We start from the raw sequence: 26,659 nt of genomic DNA on the forward strand, positions 1-26,659 counted from the left end.
GAGATGGTATGATAATTGAATAATTATTTTAACATTTTTAGTATAAAAACGCGTTTTTTAGTACTTTTAGGATACTAAGAAAAAAAATTGACTCAATTTTTTTCATTTAAACTTTTTAATTATGGCGACTAAAATTCTTATGTTTTTTTTAATGATTTCATCACAGGTTACTGCTCAAGAATTAAATCTTCTTAAAATTCGAAAAGAGTACTCTTTGGCGGTAAAGGATGAAGAAATCTGTGAAAATAACTTGAATTTATTACGAGCCCAAGCGAAAACATCAACAGAAAAGGGTTATCTAGCGGTCTATGAAATGGTACATGGTAAGCATAGTGTAAATCCATTTAGAAAAATGAGTCAATTTAAGAAAGGAAAAAATTTACTTCAAAGTCTCATCAAACAAGACCCATCTAATGTAGAGCTCCGTTTTATCAGATGGAGCGTTCAAGCACATGCACCCTCTATTTTAGATTATCATGATGATATTTCTCATGATAAGCAATTTATGATTGCACATCTCCACGAACTTCAGAATACTGAGGTAATAGATATCATATATAAATATATAAAAGGTGCAAATTCATTTAGTGAAAAAGAATTGAAAGAATTGTTGAGATAATAACTTACCCATAGAAGGTTAGATTTCAATGTGAGGTTTGATATTTCAACACCCAATAACTACCTAAAATTAATATCATCCAATTTCAAAAACTAATATTCATAATAATTGTTAAACTTAGTATGTACATTCTTGGTTATACAAGTTTATAAGATACCTAAAGCGAGATACAAATAGGTGCTATTGTTGTAGGGTTACCAAGTTGTAAAAAAATTGTATTAATCAAAAGCTGGAAAAACTCGAAATAATGTATACGAACTATTGCAATTTCTAAGTTGAATCAATTGCATAAATTAATTGATATGGCTTTGCCTTCATTTCACAAGTATCATTAGGAAATGATGCGAAATAAGGTCGAGGCAATCTAATCCGTTTACGAAAACGTGCTATTTTAATATCTTTAACTTTTATTGCTGAATAGTCAGTAATTTGACGTTAACCTGATGAATGTTGTTTTTGATCTTTTTTTTAATTCTTATTTTTGCAATAGATAAATTGAGTTCTTAACAATTGTATTAATAGTTTTAGTTTATGGCAAAGCGTAACTTCATTTCAAACTCTACCGAATCCTCTAGAATGTTTAAAAGTGACTTGCTAGAATCCTTAACAAAAGTTCATTGGAGTGTCCCTATTATATTTTATTTACCGGTTATTGTTTACTTTTCTTGGAGAGCATTAGGACCTGGTGGCTTAAGCATTCTTAATTATATGGGGTATTTTGTTTCTGGATTAGCATTTTGGACGATATTTGAATACGCCTTACACCGATGGGTTTTTCATTATCATCCCACTAGTGAATGGGGAAAGAGAATAGCCTTTATTTTTCATGGTGTTCATCATGATTATCCAAAAGATAGATTAAGATTAGTGATGCCCTTATCTGCAAGTATTCCACTAGCAGCATTTGTGTATTATTTGTTTACATTATTTTTTAATTCAGATATTATATTGGCGGCATTTTTTTCTGGCTTTATGCTTGGTTATTTAATATATGATGAATGCCATTATGCCATGCATCATGCGAATTTTAAAAGTGGAATTTTCAAACGTATTAAACAACATCATATGTTGCATCATTATGCAGATCCAGAACACGGTTTTGGAGTCAGCTCAGCATTATGGGATGAAATATTGCGATCAGGATTTACGAAAGAGGAAGACAAGGAAAATAAAATTAGCATGAATAAATAGAGTATTCGTTATAAAAAAGGTTTATATTTCATATAAACCTTTTTTTATAACAGAGGTTTGCTATTTCCTTGTTGAATGTGGGCTATTTTATGAGCGAACATAGTAGCCATCTTTTCAGCTCTCCATTTAGCCTCATTTGCTTTCTCACCAATGAACATGCGATCTACTGTACTATAAAATAAACCTAGCCAATGAACAAAATGTTCTTCATCTATAGGAAGATGGGCATGGGGAAGAAATGGACTCCCAAAATAAGTGTATTCGTTTAAAAGAATTGTTTGCCAAAACCGATACATTTTCTCCAGATGTATGTCCCATCTATTTTGAATAACTTGACTAAATATAGGGCCTAAAAGCTCATCTTGCTGTATCTGTTTATAGAAGTTATTAACTAGTTCTTTGATGTCCTCTATATTTCTTATATCGTGTTTAACATCCATAATAGCTGAATTGATAGGACTAATATACGGAATGTTCAAAAAGGAAGTAGTTGTTGGCAAATAATATGATATAGAGATTATAAGATTCTCTGTTTGATGAATAGAAGCACTTGCAACAATCATCTTATGTTTGGTATTTTAAAAATATAGGTGTAAAAATTTGCGTAGTCAAATAACTACGCTTATATTTGAAGTCAAATGACTACATAATGAATTTAAGACGAGATGTATTTCAAGCTATAGCTGATCCAACAAGAAGAGCAATTCTTCTGTTAGTAACCTCACAATCATTGACAGCAGGTGCAATTGCTTCAAACTTTGACACGGCAAGGCCAACGGTTTCGAAACATTTACAAATACTAACCGAATGTGAATTACTCAAACAAGAACAAAAAGGGCGGGAAATTTACTATCAAATAAATCCTAATAAAATGAAAGAAGTAGCAGACTTTATTGAACCATTCAGACAGATGTGGGAGGAAAGGTTTAATAAATTAGAAACTGTTATGAAAAATTATAAACCAAAAAAATAAATTGTGATGGAACAAAAAACAAAAATTAATGCCGAAGATGGCAAACAAGAATTAGTTATAACCAGGGAATTTGATTTACCCTTAACACTACTTTTTAAAGCCTATACAGAACCCAAACTTGTTGAACAGTGGATGGGAACAAAAGTGGTAAAACTTGAAAATAAAAATCATGGAAGTTACCAGTTTGAAACCTCACATAACGGTAATATAGTCTTTAAGGCAAATGGGACAATTCATGAATTTGTACCTAATCAAAAGATCATACGCACATTTGAAATGGAAAATATGTCTATTGGTGTACAACTTGAATTTCTAGAATTTGAAAAACTTACTGATGACAGAAGTAAACTGACTATGCAAATCATTTATAAGTCAGAGAAGCATCGGGCACAACAACTACAATTACCTTTTGCTTACGGTTTAAACATGGCGCATGATAGATTACAAGAAATTTTAAACAATTAAAAATAATTCAAATGGAAAGGACAAAAAATATTGGCTATTGGGTCACTACATGTTTAGTTTGTTTTTGTATGCTTGGTGGCATTGGACAACTATTTCAAGTGAAACAAGTTGTTGACGGATTTGCACCATTAGGTTATCCGACTTATTTTATTTCAATAATCGGATTTTGGAAAGTGTTAGCAATTATTGCACTACTTATCCCGAAGTTCCCATTAGTAAAAGAGTGGGCTTATGCGGGAATATTTTTTGCTATGACAGGAGCCTCTGCTTCACATATAGCTGTGCATGATTCTATTTTTCATATCATTGTGCCATTAGTCATTGCTAGCTTAGCGATATGCTCCTGGTATTTGAGACCATCGTCAAGAAAAATAACAACGACGAATTCCTAACATCATTTTGATAACAGTAAGACAAAGGCATAAAAAGAAACTCCAACTTCATGTAGGGGTTTCTTTTTATAGTGAAGAACGAGGATTATTTCATGATCTCTAATGGGGGAGGCTTCATCTGAAAAGAGAGCCATCCACTTTTATCACTTTTTCAAGCACTATGCTGTATTTTGTCCGATTTGATATTGGATACAAATAAATTCTGCAATCAAAAATTATCTTATTCTTGGAGGTAACTTTGCAATTAGCTCTTCAATAAAAACTAATACCTCATCTTCATAATCGAATGCTAGCTTTTTCGAAACCTTACCTTCTCCAAATCTAGGGCTTATTTTATAGTTTTTTAGAAATTGTTTCTTTTTAATGCCCATCGCATAATACCAATCGCCTGTATCCGCATTTGTAAAGATAACCACTTCGTCTAATTGCATCAGCTGTTTCTTACCGAATAGTGGATTTTTTCTATAAACAGCATTTGCATAACGGTCAAACTCATATTGCACATTTAGTTTGAAAATATAATCTATTAATCCGTGAATACTCAAGTAAATAATAATACCTATACATAACAACTCACCACCTTCTCCCAACTGTTTGTGAAATATTGTCCAAATAACTGCTGTTATTATGATTGTTATAGCAAACCAGATAAGACTAGAGGTTAATCCTCTGTTAGGCTGTAACGAAATCCGTTCAGGTTCAATTTCTACCCTTAATTTATCTTTTATACTCATTTACTGTTGGAATAAAATACCTTAACAACTGCATTTTCTATTGTTTAGAAATTTGATCCAACTCGTTGGAAAGCGTCTGCATTTTCTTTTTTCCAAGAGAACTTCCTAGCAGATGTTTACCTTCTTTACCATTATTGTTAATAGTTTTTACATATAAATATGCTCCAAGTGTAATATGAGCAAAACTGATCGTCTCCAGTTCAAATCCCAGTATTTGACTAAAATCAAAAGTTTCCTGATATAGTCCTCGTCTAGGCACATCTACCTGAAGTATATTATCATAGGGATAAACTCTGTTTTTTGAAGGTTTTAGTAATAAAAAAACAAGAGATATAATAGTAATGATAATAATTGCTATTCCTGTTTTGGTATAATCGCTGTATGTGAGAATGGCAAATCCAATCAGCATCCACATACAAAGTATCAGATGATGAAAAGAAAAAAAACGTTTGATTTTATATGTTTCTGCTTCTGGAATAAGGTATAGGAAGGGCTTCATCTTATTCGTTGTTTAATTGTTCGTAAATAATTGGAAGAACCTCTTCCTTAAATATAAAAGCTGTTTTTTGCTTGTTTAAGAAAGGACTAATCTGATAGGATTTCCCGTAAGGATTTTGTTTATCTGCAATAGCAAAAAAAGTATTTCCATTCACAGTATTGCAAACAATATCAACTTCATGTTTCCGATAAATATGACATTTATAAAGCTTCCCTAAACGAAAAACAATTGGAATATCCTCTCCTTGTGGAATAATAACCTGCCATTGTACAACTGTAATTTTGTATATCAAGGCGGGCAGTCCCATGCAAAGTCCTATAGCCAATGGCAGCTGCCAGAAATCATTTAATCGCATAAATAAGAACAACCCCAAGATTAAAAACAGCAACCCCAAAATGAAGATATTGTTGGCTATTTTATTATAAACACGATTTGGGGTTAGTACCAAGTTCCCATTGTTCCAGTACATCATCTGCTTTTTCATCTTCTTCCTATTATTCTTTCTGTTTCCAGCAAAAGCTGTTGTGTATGTTTGCTATTCATAAAGCTTTGCCCTAAAAGGATATATTTAGATTTACCTTTTCTTTCTACTAAAGCATATGCAGAAGATATCAATACCAAAACATAGATATTATTGCTGATATTAAAGTTCTGAATATCTGAAAAGGCAATAATCTGCGTTCTAGCCAACAAGCTCGATTTTTGAATTATACGCTCATTGTTCATATCTATTTGTAGGCTATTGAACATCTTATTGATAAATCCAAACCCGAAAGCAACTGCTATCGCTGTCACTATACAGGCCTCAATATCTGGTGCTTTGATGAGAAACAAACCTCCTATGGCAAAGAGAATAATCGCAAATAACAGATACTGTCGCTTCCAGTCTGCTTTCTTGTAAACTTTGGAACTTATTTCCTGATAGCACTTATACTCATTCATCATGATTGTTTTTATCTGTTTCTGTTATATAATACTAAACCTGTTATCAGCAAAATACCAGCGATAAGGATTAATGGCCAGATTCCATAAATAAACATCCACGCAGTTTCTTTCGCTGGACCAACTTTCATGATGAAAGCCAGACAAGAACCGATGAGAATGAGAAACACACCAATTGTTTTTTTCATTTTAATAATATTTATTTTAACGTTTTTAAAAATGCTATTAGATATAGCAACGATTTCAAGACGATTACCCAATGAAAGAAAATTTGTTTTCAAACATTTTCCCTATCAAAGGCAATGGTTTTTGAACTTCATTAGCTGCATTGATGATACCAATAATCATTAACACAATAAATATAAATCCAAATTAGGCTTAAAAAGGATAGAGCTGGTAGAATTGTTATCACAATAGCCAGTGCAATGTTAAAGACCACACTTACAATCAGTAGTCCAAACGATTGTTTCAGATGATACTTTAAAAAACTATTAGCATTTTCTTTACCGTTGAAATAGGCAATCAGCCACCCAATAAGAGGGATATAAGATACGATCGAAAGCGTTTTGTTGTTCATGATATTTATGATTTATTTGTAAAGATCGATGAAACAAAAATGCATGATGACCTTTCATAATCCTATTCTTCTATGACTACAGAATTCTTACAGCAGTGAAATCGAACTACTACAAAACATCTACATTAAATATAATTATCTAAAAATCAATGTGTTGTATTTTTTTAAATTATAATGGATAATTCTTGTAGTCATTAAAAATGACTACAGATTTCTGTACATTTGGATATGAAAAAAATCATTCAACTCACCTTTTTCATTTTTTTTTCGATTAGCATTCAGGCACAACAACGTTTTGTAGATAGTTTACGCCATATCTTGAATACAAACCCGACACCTGAACAAGCAGTTGCTGTTCAACAACAACTAGCAGACTGGTATCGTTCCAACGAAAATGATGCTGAAGCTATACAGATGGCAGAACTCAGTCTTAAAAACAGTAAATACCAATACAGAAAACTTTGATAAGTCAAAAGAATATATTGATAAGGCATATGCGTCAGCAAAAAAACAAGAAAATACCTTAGGTCTGGCCTATGCTCATTATGCTTCAGCCATACTATATAGCACTCTTTTTGACCGTGAACATACATTAAAATATCTTCAACTGGCACTCTCCAATATCCCTGATCAGGAGAAGGAGCCACTTCTTACTGCTCGTATCTATTATTTCCTTTACGGCATTTACACAGAATGGAATGATGAACAAAAATCTTTGATGTATATCCGTAAAGCGTTGTCATTTGCCCAAAAATCTTCCAATAAAAATGCGTTGGTAATGATTTATTCCGCCCTATCTGTAGTATACACTTTTCGCTATGAGGACACACGACAAAAAAGGTATCTGGACAGTATTATGGATCCACTTGATAGGGCAATAGACCTATTCCATCAGTATCCAGGACAGGTAACGAACACTGCTTACACCCACTGTCTAAACAACAAGTCCAGTTATTATCTGCAATATTACAATACCAATGATCCCCTAATTAAACAGAAAATACGTGACAATATAAAAGAAGCATTGCGCATATCGCCCTCAAGTAATAACGAAATAGTTGCCAGTAGCTATGGTATGCTCAGCGAGCTCAGTATGATCGAGAATAATCTTCAGGCCGCTGAAAGTTACCTGACAACAGCCTATCAGCAGATGATGAAAATGAAAAAACCTTATTATCATACCCTTATAAATGTGCTGACCTCTTTAGTTAAGCTGAGTACAAAAAAAGGAGATTATGAAAAAGCACTCGGATATCAGCAAAAAATTACGGAATATAGTAATCTGCTTTTTGATGAACAATCAGGAAAAGTGACTAAAAGACTGGATGCACAATTTGAACTTAGCAAAAAAGAAAAGGAAATAGAATCATTACAGGAAAAAACTGCCAATCAGAAAAAACAAAAATATCTTCTAATAGCCCTCATAGGCATTGGTGGACTTACTACTGTTTTTATGTTTCGTTCCTATCATTTCAATCTTAGGTATTCTTTAGCTAGAGAGAAACAGCTTGCTGCTCAAAAGAACGAATCGACCATACAGATAAAATATGAACGAGAAGAACAGGCTCGTTTAAAAGCTGAGCAGGAGTTGTTGACACTGCAACAACAAAAATTGCAGAATGAGGTAATGGCAAATAAGTTGCATCTGGAACATAAAAACAATGTGCTACAGCAATTGAAACAAAAACTTGCTAACCAGGTACCTGTAAACATTCAGCAGATAATAAGGGAAGAAACGCTCACGGATAATGATTTTGAAAAAGCAAAATTCCATATTCAGGAAATGCATCCTGATTTTTTCAATAACCTAAATAAGCAAGCGAAACAAAAACTAACATCTTTAGATCTTAAGTACTGCGCATATCTTTACCTTGGAATGGATACAAAAATGATTGCCAATTTACTGAATGTCGAACCCAAAAGTGTACGGATGACCAAGTACCGCCTAAAACAAAAATTTGAATTGGCTGCAAAAACAGATTTGATAAATTATATTAAAGAAATAGGATAGGAGGAATCTAATTAACTATCTAAAAATATAAAAAAAGTTCCTTCTGATAAAGACCCTTTAGTAGAGAGCAAGGATTATTTCATGATCCCTAAAGGGGGAGGCTTCATATAAAAATAAAGCCATTCGCTACGCTCATTCCTTTTGTTGTTTATGCTCTTTTGTTCAAACGCTGTTTGCAAAAGTCCATAAACAACAAAACCCGATTGACATCGGGCTTTCTTTTTATTATGGCGGAGAGCGAGGGATTCGAACCTTGCTCGTAACGCGTTGAAATTTATCTGTTTATAAACACTTGATTTTGCGGGTCTCGAAAGGGTCTCGCTAAATCCGTTTTATAATATTCCTACTTCCATTCTCTTATACAAAGATACGAAATGAACTGCGGAATAAGGCAGGATTGAGCTAGTATTTGCATATGTAGATGGCTGTTTATTAGTCTTCTTCGTATTAATTCATTAGATTTGGTATTACTACTTTTTGATTGTACACCAATTAACTATTTATTATGGGACATAAAAGCCTTTTTAGTGATCATGTGAATATCGGCATGAATGAATATATCTTCAATATTGTTATGAGTATCGATGAGTGTTTTTATCTAATTATTGCTGAAAGCAACCCAACAGATGGTCGATTGGATCACAAGAGGATCCGAATACCTATTGAAAATGCTAGGGGCTTAAGGGATGCTTTAAATAGATCAATAGCGAAAATTGATAAGATTGACCGTATGAAGTTTGTTTCACGCTCCAGCTTATTAGATAATGTTTGGAGGGGTATTGAAAATGGTCCTGCAGAACATAAAGAAGAACCGAAAACCGAATTGGGTGTGAAATTCAGTAAGAGTTCAAACGATCTGCTTTATGAAGAACAAAGGAAGCTTTATCCCCAAGCATATATGCCTTGGTCCGTTGACGATGACGAGAGACTTGAAAAGCTATTTTGTGATGGTATCAATACTAAGGAATTAGCAGAGATATTTCAACGTAACCCTGGCGCCATTAGATCTAGGATAAAAAAGTTAGAGTTACGGGAAAAGTACGATTAACCTTTTTATAAACTTAGTTTTATTTGATCGGGATCTAGTCCCAGATATTTACATACCTCATCTAGACTTATTAGCTGATGAGCTTCTTTACTGTATTTCTTTTTGATGGCGTTGTAGATGCGTAGGCTCTGACGGTAGCTCTTACCAGTGATCCTTGCGATGTCCTTGGGGTAAATACAAATTCTTTTCATACCAATACATTATGTATTCTTTATCTCTACTGCGGATACACTGATTAACTACATCAGCTGACTAATTTTTGCTGCTGCCAAGTTGGTAACAAGTTGTGATTTGTATTGGTGGCTATTCGTTGTTGCAATTTACGAATTATTTATGGTTTGATTTTGTTAGTCCTTGTCTATTAACGCTATATGGAATGCATGTTTTTTTTCGTATAGATTGTTTTGATAAGATTTGTCTTAGGTTTTCACAATTGCTGCAGCGGTGGTGGGTTAAATTTTAGAGAAATGGCAAGACAATCTAGTATTATCAAATTAAAAGGTACTATCGGGGATATTACCTTTTACAAAAGTAAGGACGGGTATTTGGCCCGTCAGAAAGGTGGCGTGGATCGGGATCGTATTATGAACGATCCGAAATTTCAGCGTACACGTGAGAATGCCCAGGAGTTTGGAAGAGCGGGGAAAGCGAGTAAGGCTTTGTGTACGGCGATTCGACCGGTATTGAATAAGACGCAGGATTCGCGTATGATTTCGCGCTTGGTTAAGAAAATGATGGCGGTGATCAAAGCGGATGCGGTGAGTGATCGTGGTCAGCGTAATGTGCTGGACGGTGAATTGATTTTACTGCAGAGTTTTGACTTCAATGGAAATGCGAGCTTATCAGCGACAGTGTATGCTCCTTTTACATTTGAAATTGATCGTTTGGGTGGAGTAATGGATGTTAATGTGTCGAGCTTTAATCCGAGAAGTCAAATTGTTGCTCCTGGTGGGACGACGCATTTTCGCTTTATTTCTGCTGGTGTAGAAGTCGATTTTGAGAACGAGACCTTTGTTCTGGCTCAATCAAGTACGGCTGAATTACCTTATGACAACGTAAATACGGCTCTGACGATGTTAAGCAATGACCTTGGGGTACCGGGGTCAACTAAGCCGCTGTTTTTGGTGTTCGGTATTGAATTCCTTCAGCAGGTGAATGGTTCGTTCTATTCCTTGAATAATGGTGCTTTTAACGCGCTGAATTTGGTTGCTGTAGATACGGGCGTGTAATGGTTGTACGATTATTGCGGACTTATCATGGTCAGGGTACTAATGGTGAGATTTGGATCGGTGGTGAATTTGTGTGTTATGCGATTGAGTTGCCCTGGTTAGATAATGTCCGTAGTAATTCTTGCATTCCGGAAGGAATGTATCCGTTGACGAAGCGGTACAGTAAGCGGTTTAAGTGGCATGTGTTGCTAAAGGATGTTGATGGACGTAGTGAGATTTTGTTTCATCCTGCTAATGATGCTTTAAGTGAATTGAGAGGTTGTATTGCACCTGTTAATCAACTTACAGGTATTGGAAAAGGATTAGAGTCAGTAAAGGCTTTTAATCGGTTTAAGGAAATGGTTTATGCTTCGATTGATGCTGGTGATTCTGTGTTTTTGGAGATTAAAAGAAAGGGGGATTTATGAATGTAGTTGAACGAGCTCAGGCTCCTACTCCGAAGTTTTTTAAGATGCTGCGGAATATTGGTATTGTTGTGGCGACAATTGGCGGAGCTATATTGACAGCTCCAGTTGCATTGCCTGCAGCTATTGTTACAGTTGGTGGATATTTGGCAGTTGCTGGAGGGGTAATCTCGGCTATTAGTCAGGTGACGGTGGATGATAAGCGCTTGAATAAGGATGCGGAGGGTGTGAACGATGAATAGATCTGCGATTGGACACGGTACTTTTGGAGGGTTACTTTTGGGTGCTTATCCTGCGTTGATCGTCGGTGATATCTTGAAAACTATTTTGCTGGCTGCGATTGGTGCTGCTGTTAGTTTTTGTGTATCTTTATTACTCGGGTCACTGACCAAAAGAAAGAAATGAAGTTGTGGTGGCTTTATTCAATTTAATAAAAGCTCGGTGTTGTGCCGGGCTTTTATTGTTTATGAAGATAATTTTCTTCATTTGATGAATGCTTAATTCTGTGAGCAGAACTCATAAAAAAGAGCTTTACTCCAAAAGAAAAAAGGAAAAAAAAGAAAGTCTCCTGTTTCAATTGAGATGGGCTAATAAAGCAAGTTTTTTAAGGAAAATACTATCCGGCCGTAGGCGGATGGAGATTTTGTTTAAAACCTTGGCTTGATCTTGCTGTTTAGCCCTCTTCAATTAATTTTACTTCCTTTTTTTGCCTTTCTATCGCGCAGTACCTCCAATTTTTTCGCAAGTGGTATGAGCCGTAGGTGATATACCTCTTGCATTGGGGGCTGAGGTGTATGGATGTGATGACGTAGGAAGAGAGGGCATGTACCGCAGGGTGTGAGAGGTTTTCCGTTCGGGTTTAGTATTACATTGTCGTTTCGTACTTGTGCAATGAGCGAAGCGGGTTGCACAAGTACGGATGCACTTGCTCGCCGTCTGCGAGTTGAGCGAGGGTGGTGGACCGAGAGGTACGAAGTACCGGGGGCCAGCATATGTTGGTGAGATTGGTTGGCGGTATTTTTGAAGCGGGTGGGACGATGGATGTGTTTTGGCCTTTTCAAAAATAGTGACAGCCGAAAGCTCGCCAACACAAGGTGCCTAGGTATGTAGTGGAAAGCTGCTATGAAAGTGAACGCGGTGCTGAGCAAACGTAGCCGATAATGGAGCGTAGTGGAATGTAGGCGCCCCGAAGCGATGCTCCGTGTGCACTGGAGTAGCGGCGATGAGGTAATGACCGATCGGCAAAAATAGTGACAATCTGCGTAGCACCCGTAGGGCTGATAGGCTCTATGACTGTTGGACTTTGGTATTGGGTTCATAGTGCCTACAGGATTGGCACTATTTTTTGCTGAGGGAAATGGACGATGGTAGCGTTGGCCACCGATGACACCGCAGCCCGAGCGATCTGCAGGCGAGCCAAATTCGAGGCGACGGTGGATGGAACAGGACTGAACTGCAAGGATAATGACAATCTGCGTTAGCACCCGAAGGGCAAAGAGGCTCTATATGATGCCTTTTTAATATCTGGCTGAATCATATAGTGCCTCTTTGGATTGGCGGCATTCTTTGCTGAAGGAGGACGAGGAATGCCTTATTTCCTTCCTTTAATTTAGTATCCGTTACAATTTGAGTTCATTTGACCACACAACTTATAGATTGGTGAAATTATTCAGTAAATTCGTCAATGTAGAATATAATGTATGTGTGCGCTTTAGGAAGTGTACTGAATCCAATATATAAGTAGAAAATGGGTTTTTTAACAGAGGAAGATATAAGACGATATTTCATCGATGACCGCAATTACACATTGTGGGAATCTATGGTTAACCAGTTTAGAATTGGTGTTAATGATGATTACAAGTTTTATCAACTAGACTATCAAGATGAAAATAGTGATGTGTATATTCTGACAGATAAAATGTATAGCAAGAGCTTGTTTACCCATGAGCTTTTGCATCTACAATTACGATCTAAGGGCTTAAATACCGCTGACTATTTTCAGATGTTCTCGCAAGATGTATTTAAAGCTTTTGCTCTAACAATATGCAATTGCATAGAACATGTGTTATTCTTTGATGATTTTGTTGAAATGGGGTATCCGAGAGAAACTTTCGTTATGGATTATGATAATCAAGAATACAATATCGATCAGGCAATCAAAATGTATTCAGATATTAAGACACTTAATGATCAAGCTATACTTAAACTAGTGATTTTTTATCTTTATTGGACATTTAAAAACGAAGAATACATGGGTATTGATCGTGCGTCATCATTAGATTGGTTGAAAAAAGTTGAATCTAAACTATTAATCTCTTGTAATAGAATGTATGACGAGATTATCTCTTTTGATTTGGAAAGCACGAATGTCCAGAACAGATTCAACGTATTGGTCAGTAAATATCTAAGAAGACGCTATTGAGAAACCTATGTTTAATACCAGTTCCTGTTTTAGGAGAAAACATTCTAATACCTTGGGAATTGAACACACATGGGGAGTGCCTCTTTGGATTGACGTCATTCTTTGCTGAAGGAGGATGAGGATTTGCTTTTAGTATAGCTTCAAACAAGACAAGTCTTATCACCTAGAAAATAGACTTAGGAAAAATTACTCAGTAAACTATTCAAAGTGGAGTAAAGTTGGGAGTGTATATTGTGGTGGCCGGTACTCGACCAGAATGGAATTTCTACAGCAGTGACCTTTATAACTTGAGAAAGGCTTGGTTCTGAAATATGGAATACATCAGGAGAATTTATCGAATCAGATTGGTTTGGGTATAAAAGCACTACATTATTAATCCCTCTCCTGAATGCATAGGATGTCATTTGGTACAAATCACTTTGGGCTATCCCTCTTTTCTTATCATTCTTAAAACTACCTCGTAACTTGTATTTGGTGTCTAAGATAATTTTGGCTTTCCGATATTTTTTGGATGTTAAAAAAATATCATGTTGCATTTGAAATATTTGTTGGTCGGTCAAATACATTTCTGACTTTTGATATTTCACTTCCCAGTCTTCCGAAAAATGTCTTTCTAAGAACCCTGCGATAAAATCTTCAAATACGTATTCCATTGGTAAAAGTAACGACCAATGTTTTGAATCTTCGTAATGGTGGTTATAGATATGTTGTTCTAACACCATACGGCAAAGGCCGATTGTTGTTTGGTATTCCTGATAAAATGGACTGATTGGAATATTGTCTAAAAAAGTGGTGTTGCAGACTTGATCTTCTACCTCATCCAACAAAAAAATAATGTCGTCGAGTTTCTGACGGGTTTCGTGAAATCGAGTTTTTGATAATAATAACCGTGCAACATATTTAATGGTTCTGTTGAGTCTATTATCATATTCCATTGGTTGGTGGTCACATTCTAACATATGAAAGTTACCATTGGCCATGCTATTTGAAATATAACGGCTGAAGTTTAGCGAGCCTTTAGGTTTTGACATCGCTTCTTCCATATCTTGATAAAGTGAAATGGGATTTGTAGAGATAACCTCATATAACTGACTGGCAATTAGATTTATGATCAATTCTGGCAGATCGACATCTTGTAAATCACTCAGATTTACGTTAGTAAACGGAAATTTCCACTTTCGGCAATAGTCAAACCAATAAAAGAGGTGCTGGAGCATCATACGCTTCTCCATATCAGCTTCGCGAAATACTTTCGGATATATCTCGATGGATTCGTGTTCGGTTTGAATAAACCCAATGAAATTTCTTGCTCGAGCTGTATTACCATCAAAGCGGAGTATACCTTGTCGGGATTGGATATTCTCTGTTATATTTTTCGAGATTGCACTTTCTTCCTCATAACTATAGTGTGAATTCCAAACTGCATAAAGGTATTGCTCCAATATCTTTCTTGAAGTGATGCCAAAAGATTGACCGAATTCGTAACTAGTTATGGATTTCATTGCCTGTAATCGTGTCTACAATCCAGATGTAACGCTGCGTATTATATTCTGCGTTAATATTAGCTGACTTTAAAATAGCTTGAACTTCTTCTGTACGTCCAGAGAAATATTCCATCAGCAGAGGAATAACTTTTTTGAGCAATACTGTGTCTAGTGGTTCCCCTTTCATAAAATAGCCATGCCCGATAAGAAAATCGGCAGTTTTCTTACGTGCATATATGGCATCGTTGATTTTATGTAAAATAGTCCGAGACGGCTCTTCAAGTACATTATAATCTGGATAACGTCCTTCAAATTCAAAACGTCTGCGAAGCGCTATATCTACTAAAGCAATCGATTTATCGGCGGTATTCATAGTAGCAATAATGTACACATTAGGTGGAATACTAAAATCAGGTTCGCCATTTGGCAAGGTTAAGGAAAGTGCATTTTCTGCCCCCATGCGCTTGTCGTCTTCGAGCAGGGTGATCAGTTCGCCAAAGACCTTAGATATATTGGCACGATTGATTTCGTCAATAACGATTACATAATTTTTTAAAGGGGTTGGAGCAGCAACTGGTTGTTGCTTGCTGTGTATTAACTCTACGAGCGGTTTATAATAAGCGCCTAGACCTGAATGGAATTCTCTTTTTTCTTCTACAATCGCTTTTAATGTATCGACGCTTAATGTATGGCGTTCGGAACCGTTTGGTTTTTTAAAACGGATGGTACCATTATCAACGTCTGTAATAGTAAATGCATTGCCTCCCTTCATCGGTATTTCAACATGATGTCCGTCTTCAAGCGGCGCTATCAAATCATCAAAGGTTCTTTCAAAGGAGGGTATTTCCGTCTTCTTATCTTTATTAGCAATGTGGTTTGCCTTCGCCTTCTCTACTATTTTATAGAAAATCCCTTTGTGCGGCCTAAAAGTCAATTGCTCTGTATCTGCATTCGGCTTTATGCCGACCATAAAATCTTCATAGGAATATCCTTGATGGAAGGTAACAAATTCAATTTGTCCTTCTTTTCGTAGTCGATCAAACTCAACTTTGTTTTCGGCGTGAGTTCCTGATCTACCAGTTGTGATGGTTACAGCTTTGTCTATACTATTATACGTCTTTCCAGTTCCTGGAGGGCCAAAAAGGATTTGATTGAGAGGGAAGTTCATGATAGTGTCACTTGAAGTTGATATAGGTTCTTGTTCAGGTACTAATAGATTAAATACTTGATTACGAAATAACTTATTGAAAGCCATTTCTCTTAAATCCGTCTTGTCATGCTTCAGGAAGCCAGATTTTATCGTATTTGAAAGTATGCTACCAGCAGAAGCCGATATAATTTCTATTGTTTTTTCAATGTCTTTTATAATTGGGGTACGATTCAAAAAAGCTGTTGGTATTCCATCAAACTTCTCATAACGATCTGTAACCGGTTCATTACTTATGAAGCGAAATCCCTCGGTATCCAAGTTAAAAATATAACGCTGACCGATTCCTAGAATCAGCTTTTTGGGCCCCTCATAATTGAAATATATCTTCTCAGAATCTCGCTGAATATCCAGTTCTTCCATCAACTTATCTAACACCTCGAAGTATTCAGTCAAATTAATCTGCAATGCAGTCAACGTTTCTATAAGTTCTTTTGAAGGTTCGATATTTCTCCAAAACTGATCTCCGAATACAAAATAATCTTGATGTGTTGGTTTGGTCTTTAGTATTCGGTCTTGTAACTCAAAAAATGTATCCTTTTTATCTAACGGTAGCTTTAACTCTCTACAAATATTGATTAGCTTTGGTTTACTAAATACATTCAGGATTTGAAAATCACTGTAAATGAAAGCAAGCTTCCATTTTATAGTATCCCCAAGATCTATACCATCAATAGCTGTGTAATCTTTCTTTTTAACAGTATGTAATATTTCAATGAGTAAAGATTTGACTTTCTCAAAAGCCTCATCTCTGGTGCTTCCGTATTTCGCATACCATGCATATTCGCTGTCACTCTTTCTACCACGGGTATTATATATTTTGTGTTTCTGATCTTTTTCGTAAATTCCGAATTTAAAAGAAGAACCACCCCATATACTTCCCAAGTCGTTGGATTTGGCTTCTAACCAATAGCAAAAGGAATTTTTATTTCGATTAGTATATTCTTTAAGGGTCATACGCTGAATACGTTCGTATGGCCACTCGGCCTGAAAGTCTTTTAATAGTTGATATCTTGGGTCTGACATGATTAAATTATAATATTCCCTTTTTTAGATTGGCTCTTATCATTCCAGAAAATGGATGTTTATCTTTCGTAGCATTTTTAATAATACGTTTTGCCTCAACTTCTTCGATATAGGTTAATAAGCCTGCATTTAATAACTGCTTCTCTCTTTTATATAACATAAATCGATCTCTTCTGCTATTTGCAATATCTCCTCGGTCTGTTAACTTAAAAATATCAATATTTTCTTGCCCTCTATCAGTAATTCTTACGGGAATATCTTCATTAAAAGTGATATGATCTTCAGGAGCATCAAATGCTGGATTAATTATTACTGGATCTTCTTGATCTAGCTCTGTTAGACAGGTGGCTCTAGAAGGTCCGTTTATTGGAAATAAAATACCCTTTTGCCCACTTGCATTACATTCTCCACAAGAGATTAATAAATTTTTCCATCTGTAAACTAAAAAATAGTATCCTGGGTTTATTTTTGCTCCTCCGCGTGCCTGTTGACATGTGCCTTTAGGTCTGTAATGTTCAATTTCTCCATTTTCAATACCTTTCTCACAATAACAGCATTTTGGACCTTGATCATTCAAAAGTTCCTGTCTAAAAACCTCATAACCAGAGCCGAAATTGTATGCTATAGCACTTGCAGAAGCATAATGTTTGTTTGCATCTAATTGATATTTTTTCCACTTTTGCACTCCTTTGTACTTACCTGTAAGATACCTTTCTGAATCTATAATTAGGGTTTTATTTATTTTAATCATTTTCTTTAGGTAATCTTTTAACAGCTTTGTGAATTAAATGCATAGCTTTGAAATCATTTAAAGTTTCTCCACTTGGCAATAAATCATTTTCCTCGATAGATTTTAAAAAGGAATAATCTTCTGGAGTCAAGTTATCTTTACTAAGTAATTCTGATCTTTTTACCATAAATGAATCCATATTAGCAGGCCTAGTATTTATTAAGTCAAAATACTTACTTGCTAAAACCTGGTCAATTCTCCAATTACGCATTACATTTTCATTCTGATCTAATTGAATTGTACCATCTTCATTTCGACATAATAGTATAAGGTCATATCTGTAATTTTCCATGCCTTCGATATTTTGGACTAATAAAGGGCTATGGGTAGTGGCGATTATATGTGAATCATCGTCTTCTAGATTGAAATCTTCTAATAAATGGATGTATTCTCGCTGCCACTTGGGGTTTAAATAGGTGTCAGGCTCATCTAATAGAAATACCGTTTCGTCAGTTCCTGTCACTAAAACAATCCCCAATACTATGAACAATTGATTTTCTCCTTCACTTAGGGATTCATAAGATAGATTATTTGCTTCAGTTGAAGTAGCCTTTTTTATTATTTCAAATTTTAAATCATTTTGGATATCAAGAATATCTAATAAGACTAAACTTTCTAATGCATAAAATAATTCCAAAGGCGTATCAAAGTATTTTATGATATGTTCTTTGAATTCTTCTATTTGAATGTTATTAAACTCGATCGTTTCTTTAAAATCTGATATAGATTTAATATCATCCGCATTATCGTAAGAAATTAAATCACATGAATATGCTAAGCATTTTAATAATTTATCAGTTGAGCTTTTAAGGTTCCAAAATGGATAATCATATTTTTCTTCATCTTCTAAGTACATATGAATAAACTCTGTAAATCGATTATCAATTTTTTCTTCTTCACTTGTTTTATGAGGATTTTTTTTGTTAATCCATTCAGGACTGTTCAAGGTTAAAGAAAATGAATTAATTGACTCAATACCTAGATATTGTAATAGATTTGAAACTTTTTTGGAATATAATTTTTCACTTACTTTTTCTACTTCTTTGAAGATGCACAGTACTAACATTAATATTGGTGAATGAAAGTTTTTTAAGTACATGAATTTTCTTCTATTCGTCAGAAACGAAGTCTCTTTATTAGCCTTCAAACCTTTTATATATATAGCTTCAAATTTTTGAAGTATTTGCTCTAATCTTTTATTTTGACCAGAATAATAGGTTACAAAATGATCTGGAATTAGGTCTGCATTTATTCGAGAAAGAATTTTGTGATCAAAATGGTCTATACCATCCTTAATTTCTCTTATTTTATAAATTTGGTTGTCTATTTTAATTTGATAGGTACTATTGATTCCGTATGTGATTATAATACTCCTGTTTTTTAGTAGATATTCTATTTCAAAAGAAAAATATCTACTATCAAAATTAGAGAGATTTAAATCTGTATCTGTATTTGCAATAGCCACAAAAATTAAGGTCATAGCTTCTAGTAAATTAGATTTACCTAATCCATTTTGGCCTATGATTAAAGAAGTGAGATCTGTGTCAAAAAATATTTTTTGCTCTGGTATGTTTCTCCATTTGGAAATATAAATATTTTTAATTTTCATTATTGGTTTTAGGATAGTATACTAATCAGTAGCCTGGTACCGGCTACTGATTATATGTTGTTATTTTCTCTTTTTAGATTCATTTTTAAGAGCGATGATCTCCGCTAACAAATCCTTTGCATCTCCATCTGTAGGAAGTTGAGGAACTAATTCACCTTTAAAGGCTTTGTGTAGAAAAGCTTGCGGTAAGCTATCTATTTTCTCTTTTAGCGCTTGATAATGCGCTTCAATAGCATCTGCTTTAGCAAATAAGCTTTCAACACGACGAACGATTTCTTGTTGTTCTCGGAGAGTCGGTAGTGGGATCTCTAGATCGGCTAATTTTTTAGCATTTATATTTGATTGACTAACACCGTCTGACTTTACCTCATTACACCAAGTCCTAACTTGGGGGGTATTCATGTAAAAATTCAAATAATCAGAATCTAGAATAGTTCTATCATTTTCAATTTTTATTAGATAGCCTGCATAAATAGCAGGAATTTCCCCCTTATATATTGAAGTTTTCCCCACCAACTCTGGGCTATTTGTTCTGTTAAATAATACATCACCTGATTCTAAAAAGTATTTTTGGATTTCGGCCATGTTATTTGAATATTTTAAGTCTGATAAATCAAGTTTTCCGTTTTGCAAATTTCCCATTCTTAGAACTGCAACGTTCCCTTCATCATCCGATTTAGAAGATGATCCATACTTAAATCCAAAACAAACATCCTTAAGCATAGGGGTTGTCCACTCTTCCAAATCCTTTCCTTCACGCCATTCTTCAGTTAGTTTTCCGGTGACTGCCTGCGTCAACACTTGCTGACGGAAATCTTTTAGTAATTGCGGAATACGGTCAAGTGCTGCTTTTATCTTTTCGTGTTGGGCAAAGAGTTTGTCCAGTTTAGTGACGATACGTTCTTGTTCGGCTAGTGGGGGGAATACTACTGGAGCTTTCTCAAAAACAGACTTATTGACCATCGAAATCGTGGTTGAGGTAGAATTATCAATAAGCCATTTTTTCAGTGTTAATGAATAATAGTAAATATACTTTCTACTCAGTTTATCATGAGGTATAACAATAGAATTAATTTGCTGATTTGTTGCTAAATCCTCAGATGCCATTGAGATATTGCCCAAATTACCAATACATGTTACCAAGATAGAACCAGCAGGAACTTTTCTAGATTTTTGAAAACCTAATTCGCTTAATTTTTCTTCTGTTTTAAAAATGATCTTTTGTCCATGAAAATCCCCAGGCTTCACCCAAAGTATATCATCCCCATAATACTCTGTAACAGATTTTGAAGGAGTGTTTCCTGTTACTATTTCACTTACAGATCCCAATTCCGTCTCTACCCAGCCTTTCGGCAATACTTTTTCCATTAGCTCAACTCCTTGATTAAATCTTCCAATTCCTTATTAATGGCATTCAGCTCCGACATAGCTTCTTTAGCAATATCGATTGGTTCTCCGAGATCTTCGCTGCTAGTGAGTGAAGTATCTGCTATTAAGCCAATATCTAGCGAATCCGCTTTGGCCGCTACTGCTTCTCTCGTAAAGACCTGCCAGCGCTTGTCATCTTTGGCTATTTCTGCACGTTTAGCTTCGTCAATATTACCTTGCCAGTTTTCTTTGACTTCATCAATAGAAGTTCCTCCAGTATATGCTTTTACGAAATCGGCAAATGCTGCACGCGTAAATGGTGTACGCTTGCCATAGCTTGGTGCATTGGTACGCATATCGTAGACCCATACGTTTTTGGTGTTGCCGGTTTCGGTTTTCTCTCGAGTAAAAAATAAAACGTTGGTCTTGACACCTGCAGCATAGAATATCCCTGTGGGTAAACGTAGTATGGTATGTAGATTACACTTGTCCATCAAGTCGCGGCGAATCTTTAAACCGTCACCGTCTTCGAACAATACGTTGTCTGGTAATACTACAGCAGCGCGTGCTTTACCATCCTTATGAAGCGAGCGGTAGATATGCTGTAAGAAATTCAGTTGCTTATTGGAACTTAAGAACGTTAGATCCGTACGTGTTGGTCGTTCACCTCCCTTCTTCGTTCCGAAAGGTGGATTGGCTAATACACCATCGTATCCTTTGAAGGATTCGCCTTCTTGGCTTAAAGTATCTGCTAGTGCTATGGGCGACTCGATACCATGTAGTTTGGCATTCATTAGTGCCAAACGGTGAGCGTCTTGTACGAGCTCGTAACCTGAAAAAGCTTCGTATTTTTGAAATTGTCTATCTTTTTCCGTTAGCGTGAAATAGTTGTCTGTTTTTTCTTTGAGATAATGGTCTGCTGCGATCATAAACCCAAAAGTACCTGCTGCGGGGTCGTTCCATTTTTCACCAATCTTGGGCACCATGAGATCAACCATCACATTGATCAAAGGACGAGGTGTGAAATATTGCCCAGCACCAGATTTCTTCTCGTTGGCATTTTTCTCTAACAGTTCTTCGTAGATTGTCGCAATCTGATCTTTCTCTGTATCCTCAAACCAATCGATACCATCAATAGCAGTCACCAATGTGCGCAGGTTAACGGGCTTGCGGAGCATACTAGAAGCATTGGTATAGATCTCTTTTATAGTTGCATTATCTGTTTTGGCCGAAATCGTTGCCAGTAACTCACGATAGGTGTCGTATAGCTCTTTGTTGTCTTTTATAGATTTGAATCTCTCCCAACGGTATTCTTCTGGAATTTCATTTTCAAATTTCCTGACCTCTGAAAGCTTAAGGAAAAGGATATATGTTAACTCATTCAAATATTGGTGATAGGTTACTCCGTCATCACGTAGGACATTACAGAGGTTCCATAGTTTTTGGGCAATTTCTTCAGCACTCATGTTATATGTTGTATTTTCTTTTTATTTTCAATTATTAAAATTCCTATTCTTCAATAGATAGGATGACAAAGTAGCTTCAAAATTAAGCCGTTTGATTTCCGTTATACATGTAAGTATTAATTTTTTGCAGGATATCCGGTAGCTGATTTTCAAATCTTTTATTGATCCGATCAAAACCGCCATATTCAGTGGAGAAAGGTTCATTGTCCAGATCTTCGACGGTGACGATTGCTTCCGCAATCATTTGTTTCTCGATACGTTGAAGCAAGTTCTTTTGCGGTACGGTCCAACTTTGCTCTTGGTACAGTTTGTCAAAAGCCTGTTTGACGCGATCTTCTCTGCTCACCAATACGGAACCTAACATTAATGTGCGTATATAAGCAATAATATCGGCTGCTACATCCTGCCTGTTCGCGTTTTTCCATGCTTCACGTAGCGTACGAAGTGTATATCCCTTGGTGTCCAGCAACAAGATGAGTTCTTTTAAATCGGCGCGTTTTAATTGTGTAGGTGATGTCGCAATTAGTTTTAGCGCTGCAATTTCATTTTGATTGTTTTCTAAGAACTGCTTAAAGCCTTCGATATAGTCTTCGGGTTTTTCTGAATCCCCATATCCAATGGTAACATCTCTCAATACATCTGCGTGATTGGAATAAAACTGATGTGCTGGAGCGGATCTGAACTCGTCTAAATACTTCCAAAGTTCATTCGTTTCGGATAAGATTTGAATTTGTTCTGCTACAGTTTTTTCTCGAATATTTTCAATAAAGTCATCTATAGAATCCATTCCAGTGAAATACTTTATCTTTTCGGTATCTAAACCTTTAGCACGTTTCTTACGTTGTAATTTAGCGATGATCTGGTCTACTTGTTGCGCAGCTCTGTCTTCCGATTGTATATGTCGAAACTCCTCACTTAAGGTTGTAAAATCGGCCGAAGGATTGACGACTAAAGGCTTCATCTCGGTATAATCTTTAATGTTTTCGTATAAGTTGACGGCATCAAAGACTCGAAAGCTTTCTTTGTTGATCTCAGGGCATAATCGTGTAGCCCGACCTATCATTTGATCATAGAGAATACGAGATCTGACACGACGCATGAAAACCAGATTGCAGATTTTTGGTACATCAATACCTGTAGTCAAAAGATCTACTGTAACGGCAATATTAGGATATTTCTCGTTTTTATAACGTTTTACTTTATCTTCTGGTTGATCCGATTTTCCTGTAATTTTGATTACAGCGTCGTCGGGTATAGGGATACCAGCAGTGTCAAATTCTTCCTTTAAGATCTTCACAATCATGTCCGCATGTTCGTCGGTAGCTGCAAAAACTAAAGTTTTGGCTTCGCTATCCGGATCTATATGGTTTACCAATTCGCGGAGAACTGTTCGGTTAAAGTTCTCAGTAATGACACGTTTATTGAATCCTGAAATATCGAATTTTAATTCATCATCCAATTCATCTAATTCAATAATTTGGTTATCTTCTTTGTCATATACCATAGGCTTTTCACCTTTCTCCCAGACAATTCCCTCTTCGGACAATTGGGTCGTAATCTTAATCGGTGGATCCTGATCTACTAAATATCCATCTAATACGGCCTCTCGCAAACCGTAGTTGAATACAGGTCTATTGAAAATCTCCGTAGTATGCAAAGCTGGAGTAGCTGTAAGACCAACTGCGAATGCATCGAAGTAATCCAAGACCTGACGGTATTTGCTCACGTAATCGTCCTGGTCTTTGAAATAGATTTCTTCATCATCCATCTCTTTGTCCAGTAGATATCCGCGGTGAGCTTCATCAACAATAATGCAATCATAGGTGTCGATACTAAGGGCTTTTCCATCGCTATCGCCATAATATAGCCTTTTGACCATACTTTGTACCGTAGCAAAATGAATTCGGCTGTCGATATCAGGCCATGTAGTTTTTAAACCATCGATATGATAGATATCGTTAAAGCTCTTTAGGTCGTCGACTTTGTAATCTTTAAATCCATCTAATGCCTGTTTTGCTAATAATGTGCGATCGACCAAAAATAAAATCCGCTTGAAGCGATTGGTCTGTATTAAACGGTATGCCAGTCCAATAATGGTACGTGTTTTTCCGGTTCCGGTAGCCATTGCCAATAAGGCTCTGTTGGTATCGGGATGATGGATGACCACTTTTTCTACAGCTTGAATTGCCTTAATCTGATAATCGCGTAGGCCAAGTCCAGTTTTTATCTGTAGGAAATCTAATGAGTTGTCTTCTAGTTTTTTATTTGCTAGTGCAATGTCTTGCTCTAACTTTTTCTGTAGGTCCTGCGGACTGTGAAATCCTTTTACCGACCTGGAGTTGTTGTATTTTTGACGGACGTCGAGATACCATACGCCACTTTTTGTGGCAATCTGTTGTAGGTATTCCCTTCCGTTTGTTGAATAGAGAAATGGAACCTTGTAGCCATCCCAATCCCCGAGGATATCGACTCCGTCTTGTGGGATTATATTTAACGCATAACGTTTGCTTTGATCAAGATTGGTAGATATATCTTGTCCATATTTTTTTGCTTCAACGACAGCATAGAGGTTCGTTCCGATGAACAAGGCATAGTCAGCATAACCGCCTGATACGGGCCATTCTGCAATAGCCATGTTTCGTCCTCGTTCAGGCCGGGTTTTATGAATTTTGGCGTTTAACAATTTGGTGTCGGCTTCCCAGCCAATCTTACGTAGATTAAGGTCGATGAGTTCACGTGTCTGCGCTTCGTCCATATCCAATTTGGACGCAGAGCGTTTAGCGCGTTCTGTTAACGCCTGGCGTTGTTCTGCGCTAACCGTTTTGTGTTGCGCAATAGCCTCATCATACTGTTGCTTTAAAACCTTGTTTTCTTCTTCTAGTATATGTAGCGCGTGACGCGCATCTAAGTTTTCTGGCTTACTGAATCTGATATTGGAAATATCACGGTTCTTTATTGAATAGGCTTCATAAAACCATTTCCCTAACTTAAAAGCCGAAAAAAGTGATGATGTAGCGTCTTCTGTGGTACCGACATATTCATGAACGGCATCATTTCCCTGCTTACGCAAAATCGTGAAATGATCAATCACATTGCTTGGTAGAATGCCCTGATTTCTTAATGTATATACGAGGTTTTGAAATTTTGTATCTTCAGGCAAGTCGATTCCATAAGTCTCGAATATTTGCTTGGCCATATACTCTCCATATTGCCTCAGCTTAAATAAGGATGTAGCCGGATCTTGATATAGGTTGTACTCAGCGGCTTGTGCTAAGTTATACAGCAAGGCGTATTCTTCTTGTAAAAACTGGAAATTGGATTTGGCCATATTCTCTACTTAATGATTGTTGTCAGTTGGAACCAAATATACTTAAAATGCTGCTATTGGACGTGTTCAATTTGTGTTTAGGTATACCTCATTTGAAACTATGTTTGGTTAAATCTGTAATCATGTTATTCTATTAATTTTTCTAACACAATATCATTCACTTTTTGGTAAATTTCCGCAGCTAGACTGGGCTCAATTAAACCAGAACCATAGCTTACCAATTGTCCTACGAGTATTAGTCCAAGATCTTTTTTACTGACTTTTTGTGCTTTATTCTTTAAAGATTCTATTTCATCAAATATAATCTCCTGTCCATAACCTAATTTAGTCAAGTGCTCTAATATAGAATCAATTCGCTTGTGTAGGTTAATCAGCTCATCTATGGAAAATGCTTCATCTTGTACCTCTTTGTCCCCCTGGGGAACTACATAATCCTCAAATAAAGTTTGCTGATGATGTAGCTCATTGTTTAACTGGCGAATATGAGAAAGCTCTCTAGAATTTAGTCGATCTTTTTCTTTTAAAAACCCCAATTCCTTCTTTTGAGATTTTTGGTTCTCCTGTTGCTGTGTTTTGGACAGTTTATCCTGTTCGCTGAAGAGTTGCGTCTTTAATCCTGATATTTGTTTATCAATTTTTAGCTTTTCATCTTTTATACGAATCAGTTCTTTTTGTTTGCTAGCAATTTGATTTTGAATCGACTGAACTGTACTTAACGACTTACTTGCTGCTTGTCTTTTTGCTAGATCATTTATTTGCTTCTCTTTGTCTACTTCCTTTTTATAGGCCTCGGACTGTTTCTTAGATAATGCGGTGATTTGATTATTGAGACGTTTTATTGCCTGTATGATAGATGTAGCTGACATGGCGCTTAG

General features: G+C 36.0%; 27 protein-coding genes. 13 read left to right on the forward strand and 14 right to left on the reverse strand.

All coding sequences use genetic code 11. The features are described 5' to 3' along the window. Positions 1-121: 121 nt before the first annotated feature. Both LZQ00_RS02445 and LZQ00_RS02450 read left to right on the forward strand, forming a co-directional pair. The gene (locus LZQ00_RS02445) at positions 122-619 is read left to right on the forward strand and encodes a hypothetical protein (RefSeq protein WP_234511621.1); all 498 of its coding nucleotides are present in this window, start codon (positions 122-124) and stop codon (positions 617-619) included. Positions 620-1,150: 531 nt separating this feature from the next. Continuing rightward, positions 1,151-1,810, forward strand: coding sequence for a sterol desaturase family protein (locus LZQ00_RS02450; protein ID WP_234511622.1), 660 nt, complete (start codon positions 1,151-1,153; stop codon positions 1,808-1,810). Between the two features lie 44 nt (positions 1,811-1,854). Here the strand turns inward: LZQ00_RS02450 and LZQ00_RS02455 are convergent, their stop codons facing one another. Next, a complete protein-coding gene (locus tag LZQ00_RS02455) occupies positions 1,855-2,373 on the reverse strand; it encodes a group III truncated hemoglobin (RefSeq protein ID WP_234511624.1) in 519 nt (172 codons plus the stop codon). 86 nt (positions 2,374-2,459) lie between these two features. Between LZQ00_RS02455 and LZQ00_RS02460 the strand changes: the two genes are divergently transcribed. The 3 genes from LZQ00_RS02460 to LZQ00_RS02470 are packed head-to-tail and all read left to right on the forward strand — an operon-like array spanning position 2,460 to position 3,640. Continuing rightward, complete coding sequence (locus LZQ00_RS02460; protein WP_234511625.1) at positions 2,460-2,783, forward strand: ArsR/SmtB family transcription factor; 324 nt, start codon at positions 2,460-2,462, stop codon at positions 2,781-2,783. Positions 2,784-2,789: 6 nt separating this feature from the next. Further along, on the forward strand, positions 2,790-3,248 hold the full coding sequence (locus tag LZQ00_RS02465) for an SRPBCC domain-containing protein (protein WP_234511627.1): 459 nt from the start codon (positions 2,790-2,792) through the stop codon (positions 3,246-3,248). A gap of 11 nt (positions 3,249-3,259) precedes the next feature. Then, positions 3,260-3,640, forward strand: a complete 381-nt coding sequence (locus LZQ00_RS02470) for a DoxX family protein (RefSeq protein ID WP_234511629.1) — start codon at positions 3,260-3,262, stop codon at positions 3,638-3,640. Positions 3,641-3,855: 215 nt separating this feature from the next. On the opposite strand, the gene LZQ00_RS02475 is transcribed toward LZQ00_RS02470, so the two are convergent. The 5 genes from LZQ00_RS02475 to LZQ00_RS02495 are packed head-to-tail and all read right to left on the reverse strand — an operon-like array spanning position 3,856 to position 6,003. Next, on the reverse strand, positions 3,856-4,374 hold the full coding sequence (locus LZQ00_RS02475; RefSeq protein WP_234511631.1) for a hypothetical protein: 519 nt from the start codon (positions 4,372-4,374) through the stop codon (positions 3,856-3,858). A 37-nt stretch (positions 4,375-4,411) separates the two neighbouring features. Beyond that, positions 4,412-4,873 (reverse strand): hypothetical protein, encoded by a 462-nt coding sequence (locus LZQ00_RS02480; RefSeq protein WP_234511633.1) that lies wholly within the window; start codon positions 4,871-4,873, stop codon positions 4,412-4,414. Position 4,874: 1 nt separating this feature from the next. Beyond that, positions 4,875-5,357 (reverse strand): hypothetical protein, encoded by a 483-nt coding sequence (locus tag LZQ00_RS02485; protein ID WP_234511635.1) that lies wholly within the window; start codon positions 5,355-5,357, stop codon positions 4,875-4,877. Continuing rightward, positions 5,354-5,815: a hypothetical protein gene (locus LZQ00_RS02490; RefSeq protein WP_234511636.1), complete on the reverse strand. Its 462-nt coding sequence runs from the start codon at positions 5,813-5,815 to the stop codon at positions 5,354-5,356. The genes LZQ00_RS02485 and LZQ00_RS02490 overlap by 4 nt, the downstream gene beginning before the upstream one ends. 11 nt (positions 5,816-5,826) lie before the next feature. Then, a complete protein-coding gene (locus LZQ00_RS02495) occupies positions 5,827-6,003 on the reverse strand; it encodes a hypothetical protein (protein WP_234511638.1) in 177 nt (58 codons plus the stop codon). Between the two features lie 617 nt (positions 6,004-6,620). On the opposite strand from LZQ00_RS02495, the gene LZQ00_RS02500 reads away from it, so the two are divergent. The 8 genes from LZQ00_RS02500 (at position 6,621) to LZQ00_RS02535 (ending at position 13,506) form a co-directional block, all read left to right on the forward strand. Continuing rightward, on the forward strand, positions 6,621-6,857 hold the full coding sequence (locus tag LZQ00_RS02500) for a hypothetical protein (RefSeq protein ID WP_234511640.1): 237 nt from the start codon (positions 6,621-6,623) through the stop codon (positions 6,855-6,857). Further along, on the forward strand, positions 6,790-8,403 hold the full coding sequence (locus LZQ00_RS02505) for a helix-turn-helix transcriptional regulator (RefSeq protein WP_234511642.1): 1,614 nt from the start codon (positions 6,790-6,792) through the stop codon (positions 8,401-8,403). Before LZQ00_RS02500 ends, LZQ00_RS02505 begins: the two co-directional genes overlap by 68 nt. 505 nt (positions 8,404-8,908) lie before the next feature. Then, positions 8,909-9,451, forward strand: a complete 543-nt coding sequence (locus tag LZQ00_RS02510; protein ID WP_234511643.1) for a hypothetical protein — start codon at positions 8,909-8,911, stop codon at positions 9,449-9,451. Positions 9,452-9,918: 467 nt separating this feature from the next. Next, the gene (locus tag LZQ00_RS02515; protein ID WP_234511645.1) at positions 9,919-10,680 is read left to right on the forward strand and encodes a hypothetical protein; all 762 of its coding nucleotides are present in this window, start codon (positions 9,919-9,921) and stop codon (positions 10,678-10,680) included. Then, the gene (locus LZQ00_RS02520; RefSeq protein ID WP_234511647.1) at positions 10,680-11,087 is read left to right on the forward strand and encodes a DUF5675 family protein; all 408 of its coding nucleotides are present in this window, start codon (positions 10,680-10,682) and stop codon (positions 11,085-11,087) included. Before LZQ00_RS02515 ends, LZQ00_RS02520 begins: the two co-directional genes overlap by 1 nt. Then, positions 11,084-11,326 carry a hypothetical protein gene (locus LZQ00_RS02525; protein WP_234511648.1) on the forward strand — a complete coding sequence of 81 codons (243 nt, stop codon included), beginning with the start codon at positions 11,084-11,086 and terminating at the stop codon, positions 11,324-11,326. Before LZQ00_RS02520 ends, LZQ00_RS02525 begins: the two co-directional genes overlap by 4 nt. After that, positions 11,319-11,489: a hypothetical protein gene (locus LZQ00_RS02530; protein WP_234511650.1), complete on the forward strand. Its 171-nt coding sequence runs from the start codon at positions 11,319-11,321 to the stop codon at positions 11,487-11,489. Before LZQ00_RS02525 ends, LZQ00_RS02530 begins: the two co-directional genes overlap by 8 nt. A 1,342-nt stretch (positions 11,490-12,831) precedes the next feature. Then, on the forward strand, positions 12,832-13,506 hold the full coding sequence (locus LZQ00_RS02535; RefSeq protein ID WP_234511652.1) for a hypothetical protein: 675 nt from the start codon (positions 12,832-12,834) through the stop codon (positions 13,504-13,506). Between the two features lie 176 nt (positions 13,507-13,682). Here LZQ00_RS02535 and LZQ00_RS02540 read toward each other — a convergent pair whose 3' ends face one another. From LZQ00_RS02540 to LZQ00_RS02575, 8 genes are all read right to left on the reverse strand, one after another. Further along, positions 13,683-15,008, reverse strand: coding sequence for an McrC family protein (locus LZQ00_RS02540; RefSeq protein ID WP_234511654.1), 1,326 nt, complete (start codon positions 15,006-15,008; stop codon positions 13,683-13,685). After that, positions 14,992-17,223, reverse strand: coding sequence for an McrB family protein (locus LZQ00_RS02545; protein ID WP_234511656.1), 2,232 nt, complete (start codon positions 17,221-17,223; stop codon positions 14,992-14,994). Before LZQ00_RS02545 ends, LZQ00_RS02540 begins: the two co-directional genes overlap by 17 nt. A gap of 7 nt (positions 17,224-17,230) precedes the next feature. Further along, positions 17,231-17,974, reverse strand: coding sequence for a hypothetical protein (locus LZQ00_RS02550; RefSeq protein ID WP_234511657.1), 744 nt, complete (start codon positions 17,972-17,974; stop codon positions 17,231-17,233). Further along, positions 17,967-19,622 (reverse strand): AAA family ATPase, encoded by a 1,656-nt coding sequence (locus LZQ00_RS02555; protein WP_234511659.1) that lies wholly within the window; start codon positions 19,620-19,622, stop codon positions 17,967-17,969. Before LZQ00_RS02555 ends, LZQ00_RS02550 begins: the two co-directional genes overlap by 8 nt. Before the next feature lie 60 nt (positions 19,623-19,682). Then, positions 19,683-20,990 (reverse strand): restriction endonuclease subunit S, encoded by a 1,308-nt coding sequence (locus tag LZQ00_RS02560; RefSeq protein WP_234511660.1) that lies wholly within the window; start codon positions 20,988-20,990, stop codon positions 19,683-19,685. Further along, positions 20,990-22,456, reverse strand: a complete 1,467-nt coding sequence (locus LZQ00_RS02565; RefSeq protein WP_234511661.1) for a type I restriction-modification system subunit M — start codon at positions 22,454-22,456, stop codon at positions 20,990-20,992. The genes LZQ00_RS02560 and LZQ00_RS02565 overlap by 1 nt, the downstream gene beginning before the upstream one ends. An 82-nt stretch (positions 22,457-22,538) precedes the next feature. Next, entirely contained in the window at positions 22,539-25,784 is a 3,246-nt protein-coding gene (gene hsdR / locus LZQ00_RS02570) for a type I restriction-modification system endonuclease (protein WP_234511663.1), read from the reverse strand. 125 nt (positions 25,785-25,909) lie between these two features. Then, entirely contained in the window at positions 25,910-26,650 is a 741-nt protein-coding gene (locus LZQ00_RS02575) for a hypothetical protein (RefSeq protein WP_234511664.1), read from the reverse strand. Positions 26,651-26,659: the final 9 nt, after the last annotated feature.

This window comes from Sphingobacterium sp. SRCM116780, from assembly GCF_021442025.1.
In the GTDB taxonomy this organism is placed as follows: domain Bacteria; phylum Bacteroidota; class Bacteroidia; order Sphingobacteriales; family Sphingobacteriaceae; genus Sphingobacterium.

Excerpts from the sequence above, each read along its gene's own strand:
- LZQ00_RS02445 (WP_234511621.1), top strand. The coding sequence starts at position 122 with ATGGCGACTAAAATTCTTATGTTTTTTTTAATGATTTCATCACAGGTT.
- LZQ00_RS02450 (WP_234511622.1), top strand. The coding sequence starts at position 1,151 with ATGGCAAAGCGTAACTTCATTTCAAACTCTACCGAATCCTCTAGAATG.
- LZQ00_RS02455 (WP_234511624.1), bottom strand. The coding sequence starts at position 2,373 with ATGATTGTTGCAAGTGCTTCTATTCATCAAACAGAGAATCTTATAATC.
- LZQ00_RS02460 (WP_234511625.1), top strand. The coding sequence starts at position 2,460 with ATGAATTTAAGACGAGATGTATTTCAAGCTATAGCTGATCCAACAAGA.
- LZQ00_RS02465 (WP_234511627.1), top strand. The coding sequence starts at position 2,790 with ATGGAACAAAAAACAAAAATTAATGCCGAAGATGGCAAACAAGAATTA.
- LZQ00_RS02470 (WP_234511629.1), top strand. The coding sequence starts at position 3,260 with ATGGAAAGGACAAAAAATATTGGCTATTGGGTCACTACATGTTTAGTT.
- LZQ00_RS02475 (WP_234511631.1), bottom strand. The coding sequence starts at position 4,374 with ATGAGTATAAAAGATAAATTAAGGGTAGAAATTGAACCTGAACGGATT.
- LZQ00_RS02480 (WP_234511633.1), bottom strand. The coding sequence starts at position 4,873 with ATGAAGCCCTTCCTATACCTTATTCCAGAAGCAGAAACATATAAAATC.
- LZQ00_RS02485 (WP_234511635.1), bottom strand. The coding sequence starts at position 5,357 with ATGAAAAAGCAGATGATGTACTGGAACAATGGGAACTTGGTACTAACC.
- LZQ00_RS02490 (WP_234511636.1), bottom strand. The coding sequence starts at position 5,815 with ATGAATGAGTATAAGTGCTATCAGGAAATAAGTTCCAAAGTTTACAAG.
- LZQ00_RS02495 (WP_234511638.1), bottom strand. The coding sequence starts at position 6,003 with ATGAAAAAAACAATTGGTGTGTTTCTCATTCTCATCGGTTCTTGTCTG.
- LZQ00_RS02500 (WP_234511640.1), top strand. The coding sequence starts at position 6,621 with ATGAAAAAAATCATTCAACTCACCTTTTTCATTTTTTTTTCGATTAGC.
- LZQ00_RS02505 (WP_234511642.1), top strand. The coding sequence starts at position 6,790 with ATGCTGAAGCTATACAGATGGCAGAACTCAGTCTTAAAAACAGTAAAT.
- LZQ00_RS02510 (WP_234511643.1), top strand. The coding sequence starts at position 8,909 with ATGGGACATAAAAGCCTTTTTAGTGATCATGTGAATATCGGCATGAAT.
- LZQ00_RS02515 (WP_234511645.1), top strand. The coding sequence starts at position 9,919 with ATGGCAAGACAATCTAGTATTATCAAATTAAAAGGTACTATCGGGGAT.
- LZQ00_RS02520 (WP_234511647.1), top strand. The coding sequence starts at position 10,680 with ATGGTTGTACGATTATTGCGGACTTATCATGGTCAGGGTACTAATGGT.
- LZQ00_RS02525 (WP_234511648.1), top strand. The coding sequence starts at position 11,084 with ATGAATGTAGTTGAACGAGCTCAGGCTCCTACTCCGAAGTTTTTTAAG.
- LZQ00_RS02530 (WP_234511650.1), top strand. The coding sequence starts at position 11,319 with ATGAATAGATCTGCGATTGGACACGGTACTTTTGGAGGGTTACTTTTG.
- LZQ00_RS02535 (WP_234511652.1), top strand. The coding sequence starts at position 12,832 with ATGGGTTTTTTAACAGAGGAAGATATAAGACGATATTTCATCGATGAC.
- LZQ00_RS02540 (WP_234511654.1), bottom strand. The coding sequence starts at position 15,008 with ATGAAATCCATAACTAGTTACGAATTCGGTCAATCTTTTGGCATCACT.
- LZQ00_RS02545 (WP_234511656.1), bottom strand. The coding sequence starts at position 17,223 with ATGTCAGACCCAAGATATCAACTATTAAAAGACTTTCAGGCCGAGTGG.
- LZQ00_RS02550 (WP_234511657.1), bottom strand. The coding sequence starts at position 17,974 with ATGATTAAAATAAATAAAACCCTAATTATAGATTCAGAAAGGTATCTT.
- LZQ00_RS02555 (WP_234511659.1), bottom strand. The coding sequence starts at position 19,622 with ATGAAAATTAAAAATATTTATATTTCCAAATGGAGAAACATACCAGAG.
- LZQ00_RS02560 (WP_234511660.1), bottom strand. The coding sequence starts at position 20,990 with ATGGAAAAAGTATTGCCGAAAGGCTGGGTAGAGACGGAATTGGGATCT.
- LZQ00_RS02565 (WP_234511661.1), bottom strand. The coding sequence starts at position 22,456 with ATGAGTGCTGAAGAAATTGCCCAAAAACTATGGAACCTCTGTAATGTC.
- hsdR (WP_234511663.1), bottom strand. The coding sequence starts at position 25,784 with ATGGCCAAATCCAATTTCCAGTTTTTACAAGAAGAATACGCCTTGCTG.
- LZQ00_RS02575 (WP_234511664.1), bottom strand. The coding sequence starts at position 26,650 with ATGTCAGCTACATCTATCATACAGGCAATAAAACGTCTCAATAATCAA.